8 protein-coding genes are annotated in these 4812 nt (G+C 39.0%); all 8 read left to right on the forward strand.

Annotation, left to right across the window (positions count from 1 at the left end; all coding sequences use genetic code 11):
* Positions 1-159 precede the first annotated feature (159 nt).
* The 8 genes from ACFINW_RS05270 to ACFINW_RS05305 all read left to right on the forward strand — a co-directional run bounded on the left by ACFINW_RS05270 (position 160) and on the right by ACFINW_RS05305 (position 4602).
* Complete coding sequence (locus tag ACFINW_RS05270) at positions 160-432, forward strand: hypothetical protein (RefSeq protein WP_375673871.1); 273 nt, start codon at positions 160-162, stop codon at positions 430-432.
* Positions 433-657: 225 nt separating this feature from the next.
* Positions 658-1014, forward strand: a complete 357-nt coding sequence (locus ACFINW_RS05275) for a hypothetical protein (protein WP_375673873.1) — start codon at positions 658-660, stop codon at positions 1012-1014.
* A gap of 226 nt (positions 1015-1240) precedes the next feature.
* On the forward strand, positions 1241-1606 hold the full coding sequence (locus ACFINW_RS05280; protein WP_375673875.1) for a hypothetical protein: 366 nt from the start codon (positions 1241-1243) through the stop codon (positions 1604-1606).
* 226 nt (positions 1607-1832) lie between these two features.
* Positions 1833-2198 (forward strand): hypothetical protein, encoded by a 366-nt coding sequence (locus ACFINW_RS05285; RefSeq protein WP_375673877.1) that lies wholly within the window; start codon positions 1833-1835, stop codon positions 2196-2198.
* A gap of 28 nt (positions 2199-2226) precedes the next feature.
* Positions 2227-3363: a DUF6990 domain-containing protein gene (locus ACFINW_RS05290; protein ID WP_375673957.1), complete on the forward strand. Its 1137-nt coding sequence runs from the start codon at positions 2227-2229 to the stop codon at positions 3361-3363.
* An 89-nt stretch (positions 3364-3452) separates the two neighbouring features.
* Entirely contained in the window at positions 3453-3827 is a 375-nt protein-coding gene (locus tag ACFINW_RS05295) for a hypothetical protein (protein WP_375627743.1), read from the forward strand.
* A 10-nt stretch (positions 3828-3837) separates the two neighbouring features.
* On the forward strand, positions 3838-4410 hold the full coding sequence (locus ACFINW_RS05300) for a hypothetical protein (RefSeq protein WP_375673879.1): 573 nt from the start codon (positions 3838-3840) through the stop codon (positions 4408-4410).
* A 15-nt stretch (positions 4411-4425) separates the two neighbouring features.
* Positions 4426-4602, forward strand: coding sequence for a hypothetical protein (locus ACFINW_RS05305; RefSeq protein WP_273790878.1), 177 nt, complete (start codon positions 4426-4428; stop codon positions 4600-4602).
* Positions 4603-4812: the final 210 nt, after the last annotated feature.

Raw genomic sequence — 4812 nt, forward strand, 5'->3', positions numbered from 1 at the left:
GGAAGTTTTTGATGAGGCAATGAATGAGGTTGATCTGGGACTGAGGTTGATCTTGTCTGCGTGCTTGGCTTTCAATAGAACACCCTTCCTTGGGAAAAGGAAATTGTGCTATCTCTCAAGTGGCTTCTTCTTTACTTGCACACCCTTGGGGCTTTGGTATTGAGGGCTGATATTAACATTTGGCAGCTTTCTCATAAAAGCTTTATGGAAGATGAAAATTTGGGCTTTGAAAAAAAATATCGAAAAAATCTATTTGGGCCGGTTTTGTTGATGATTCAAATCGTCATAAAGACAAAGCAACCTCGTTACGATTTTCTTGCACTCGTTTGCTTCTTCTTTGGAAAGCAGCTTATCTTCCTGAAAATAAAAAGAGCACTTAGAATTTTAGAGTCAGAGACCCAAATTTGTGCAATAGAAGAAGATATTTTATGAAAATTTGATCGAGGAGAAAAGAGAAGCCTTAAGATAATAGGGGATATACTGTGAGTGATGAAAACATGATGTTTGAAGGTGATGAAAAAAAGGCACCCCTGATATTGTCTTTATAAAAAATGAGGGATACAAGCGCTTGATATTGATGAACCCTCATTCATTGTGAGGACGAAAGCTTCGGTTCATGAAAATGGCTTAAAAATTGAAACAAATGAGGGATAAAAAATGAGGGGCAATGGAAAAAATGCATCATTGGATGAAGAGTTACGGTCTTTTTCGCTGGAAGAAGCGTTTTTGACAAGCAAAAATTATAAAGTCATCTTTTGCATTGCTTTCATTGTGTCAGCTTTTATAATGGCATTCTTTATGTTTTTTAAGTGGGATTTGACAGGGTGGTGGAATTATATCCTGTTCATTTTAACATTAATATTGGTTTTTATATCAGCGCTTCTTTTTGTACTCATTCCTGTTGCCTTTGTGGTCGGTATCATCTTTACGCGTTTGTTGAAAAAAAAGATCGATAAGTTGGATCAAGAAATCTGGCAGCGAAGAAAAACCGCTTCTCAACAAAACAGCGCGTGAAGGGAGGGCAGAAAATGAATACTGGTCTTTATATATTCTCATGCGTTTTAGAAGACCTTCTATTCGTGCGATGTTTGAAGGTGATGAAAAAATGCACCCCTGATATTGTCTTTATAAAAGATGAGGGATACAAGCGTTTGATATTGATGAACGCTCATCCATTGTGAGGACGAAAGCTTCGGTTCATGAAAATGGCTTAGAAATTGAAACAAATGAGGGATAAAAAATGAGGGGCAATGAAAAAAATGTATCATTGGATAAAGAACCACGGTCTTTTTCGCTGGAAGAAGCGTTTTTGACAAGCAAAAATTATAAAGTCATCTTTTGCATTGCTTTCATTGTGGCAGCTTTAAGAACGGCTCTTCTCTTCTTACTCATGTGGCTTGAGTGGAAGTTGGCGGGGTGGGAAGGAGATGTTATAACAGTTCTCTTTTGCATCGTGCAGGTTATATTAGATTTAATTTTTGTACTCATTCCTGTTGCCTTTGTGGTCCGTATCATCTTTACGCGTTTGTTGAAAAAAAAGATCGATAAGTTGGATCAAGAAATCTGGCAGCGAAGAAAAACGGCTTACCAACAAAACAGCGTGTGAAGGGCGGGAAGAAAATGAATACTGGTCTTTATATATTCTCATGCGTTGTAGGAGAGTTTCTATTCGTGTGATGTTTGAAGGTGATGAAAAAATGCACCCCTGATATTGTCTTTATAAAAGATGAGGGATACAAGCGTTTGATATTGATGAACGCTCATCCATTGTGAGGACGAAAGCTTCGGTTCATGAAAATGGCTTAGAAATTGAAACAAATGAGGGATAAAAAATGAGGGGCAATGAAAAAAATGTATCATTGGATAAAGAACCACGGTCTTTTTCGCTGGAAGAAGCGTTTTTGACAAGCAAAAATTATAAAGTCATCTTTTGCATTGCTTTCATTGTGGCAGCTTTAAGAATGGCTCTTCGCTTCGTACCCATGTTGCTTGGGTGGAAGTTGGCGGAGTGGGAAGGGGATGTCGTGGCAGCTCTCTCGTTAATCATGCAGCTTATATCATGGTTTATTTTTTTGTTCATCCCTGTTGCCTTTGTGGTTCGTATCATTTTCACGGTTCTGTTGAAAGAAAAGATCGATATGTTGGAGCAAGCAATCTGGAAGCGGAGAGAAACCGCTTCTCAACAAAACAGCGCATGAAGGGGCGGGGAAAATGATAGATATTAAAATGATGGATATTGTTGTTGTACTCTCGTGGGGTGTGGGCTTGACGCTTTTCACGCTGCTTTCTGCTGTGGTCATGATGTTTATTTGGGCATTGTATTACTCTACTTTCAAGCGGGTGAGACTGTATTGCCAAGTGACAAAAGAATTAAGCCGCGTGCTTGAACAACCTGTCGCTTTTGAGCCGTCTAGTGGAGCAATGCCGATGATTAAGCTGTTATCTGAGAAAAAAGAGTTTTCTCTTTCTGATGAGGAAATCTTAACGATGGAAAGTGCAACGGCGCTTTTAAAGAGTTTGGGGTGGAAGGTGGAAATTGAAGGAAAAGGAGATCATTTGGCCACCTATTATTTACCAGATCGTGAAGTGCAGTTTCTTTATAATGCTGAGAAGGGGTATCCGCGATTTGATTGTGCAATTGCAGTGGTTTCTGGTATCCATGCGGCGGCTTGCCAAACAATAGACCCTTATAATTCTGGAGGCTTGATTGCTCTTGAATTGAGTTTTGATGTGAAGGGGTTGGAAATTTTTGAAGAAAAGGTAAGCGTTGGATGTTTACGTCGTGCACTCGAGAAAGCTTTAGATGAGGCAATGACTGAGGTTGATCTTGGCAAGATGCTTCACTCTCAATATAGAATCCTGCCTTGGGAAAACAAAACTGTGGTCCCTCGGTTGGCTTCTTATTCCCTGCGTTATCTTGCGGCTCTGGCTTTGATGGGCGATGTTGAAACTTTACACTCTTATCACAAAAGCTTTATGGAAGGTGAGAAGCTGGGCTTTGAAACAAGCATCGAAGAGGAGCATCTGGAACGCGCAATGGTGATTGCTCAGGCGGTAGAAAAGACAAAGCAACCCAGTTACGATTTGCTTCAACAGGCGGCAAAGGATTTTTCCATGGAGGTAGAGAGCTATGAATGTTTTAGAGCTACAGATCCCAATTTGTGCAATAGAAGAAGAGATTCTTATGAAAATTTGATCGAGGAAAAAAGACAAGAATTAAGGCAACAGGGATATTTTGTTTACGAAAAGGACGCGATTTGTGAAGTTGATGGAAAAAACTATCGTCCTCATATTCTTTACATAAAGGATGGGGAGTTAGAATATATGGATGTAGAAATTAGGGTTGAGGAAAAAAATTATTGAGAAAAAATAAAGCGTTTAGATAAGTTAAAAAGAGCTTAAACCTAAAAATAGAGCGTAAAAAGCGCGAAGCGTAAAAGCAGAGGGGAACAATGCAGGAGAAAAAAGCAACATTTGAAGAGTCTTTCTTTTCATTTAGAAAATTTATGGTGTCTTCAGTGGAAAGGCGTAAAGGGGTGGGACGGTGTAAAATAATAGGGCACCGCTTTTTCATCATGTTTTGTACATGCCTTATCATGATGGCTTTAGAAGTTCCTGCGGGTGCAAAGTCTCTGGTACAGCCGTTGCAATGGACAAGATGGGAAGGAATTGGTTCTCTTATTTTTCTCTTACCAGTGTTGATATGGTTTTGTCTTCTCACACCCCTTCCTATTTTGTGGGGCATTTGTCGTTTTAAAGAGCGTAAATTGGAAAAAATAAAGAAAAAACTAAAAGAAAAAATAAAGCAGCAAGAGATTAATCAATGAGGTTATACGCATGAGGAGTGAGGCCGCGGTTTTTGTTTTGTTTCTGCCGATTGGATGTTTTCTTCTAAATGCAGTTACAGTTTTTGCCATTTTTGTGAATATGATTATTGTGGCGCCTTATTATTCTTTAATAAAGCGTTTGAGGCTCTATTACAGAGTGAAAAAACAAAGACGTTTGATGAAAGAACAGCCACAGCGTTTTTGTTTCTTTGAAAAAAGCGGAAAAGGGAAAGAGAGAGTGCCGCAAAACTTAGCACTAGAAACAAAGATAAGTTCCTATTCGTTAAAAAAATGGCTCGCTTTTTCACGCAAAGATTATATCCTCCACGCATGCCTCTCTTTCATCATTATATTTTTCAAAGCTTATGTCTATGTGATTTTCTTTAAAGGGATAGATGAGATAGATGAGAGCAGATTTGAATATTTTGCCATTCTCTTGCTTTTCTGGTTTTTTTTATCGGTATGTATTTTTGCAACGATCCCTGTTGTTGTGATCCTTCGTGAAATTTTAACTCATCGATTGAAAAAGAAGATTCAGCAGTTGGAAGAAGTGACTGAAGCAACCCAATCAATCAATTTATAAAGGGAAGGGGATAAAATGCATTACGAAATGGCGGCAGCTTGGACGGTGATTTTGATCATTCTGCTGGGGGGTGTTTTTGATTTTTTCTTAACAATACCCATTGTGGCACTGTATATTTCTTTTATCAAGCGTTTGATCTCGTATTACAAGGTTACCAAACAATTAAACGCAGCGCTGAAAAAGCGCATGTAGTGCTCGTGTCATGGGGGAGGCGTAAGTTTTAGATCATGCCATTTCTTCACGGCTTGGGAGGAGGGCATCGATTGTTTTTCTCATTTTACGCTGATCTCTGGGGGAAAGGGTTGATGGCAATGAATAGGCTTGTATAGGCTTGTATAGGCTTTAATGGGGCAGTTGATCGGAAGTTTGTTGTTTTCTGTGAATTTGCAAAATCGTAAAAAC

It is taken from the genome of Bartonella sp. AA18HLJMS (assembly GCF_042197245.1).
Taxonomy (GTDB): Bacteria; Pseudomonadota; Alphaproteobacteria; order Rhizobiales; family Rhizobiaceae; genus Bartonella.

Bases quoted from the DNA above. Each gene is read 5' to 3' on its own strand.
- ACFINW_RS05275 (WP_375673873.1), top strand. From the start codon at position 658: ATGAGGGGCAATGGAAAAAATGCATCATTGGATGAAGAGTTACGGTCT.
- ACFINW_RS05280 (WP_375673875.1), top strand. From the start codon at position 1,241: ATGAGGGGCAATGAAAAAAATGTATCATTGGATAAAGAACCACGGTCT.
- ACFINW_RS05285 (WP_375673877.1), top strand. From the start codon at position 1,833: ATGAGGGGCAATGAAAAAAATGTATCATTGGATAAAGAACCACGGTCT.
- ACFINW_RS05290 (WP_375673957.1), top strand. From the start codon at position 2,227: ATGATGGATATTGTTGTTGTACTCTCGTGGGGTGTGGGCTTGACGCTT.
- ACFINW_RS05295 (WP_375627743.1), top strand. From the start codon at position 3,453: ATGCAGGAGAAAAAAGCAACATTTGAAGAGTCTTTCTTTTCATTTAGA.
- ACFINW_RS05300 (WP_375673879.1), top strand. From the start codon at position 3,838: ATGAGGAGTGAGGCCGCGGTTTTTGTTTTGTTTCTGCCGATTGGATGT.
- ACFINW_RS05305 (WP_273790878.1), top strand. From the start codon at position 4,426: ATGCATTACGAAATGGCGGCAGCTTGGACGGTGATTTTGATCATTCTG.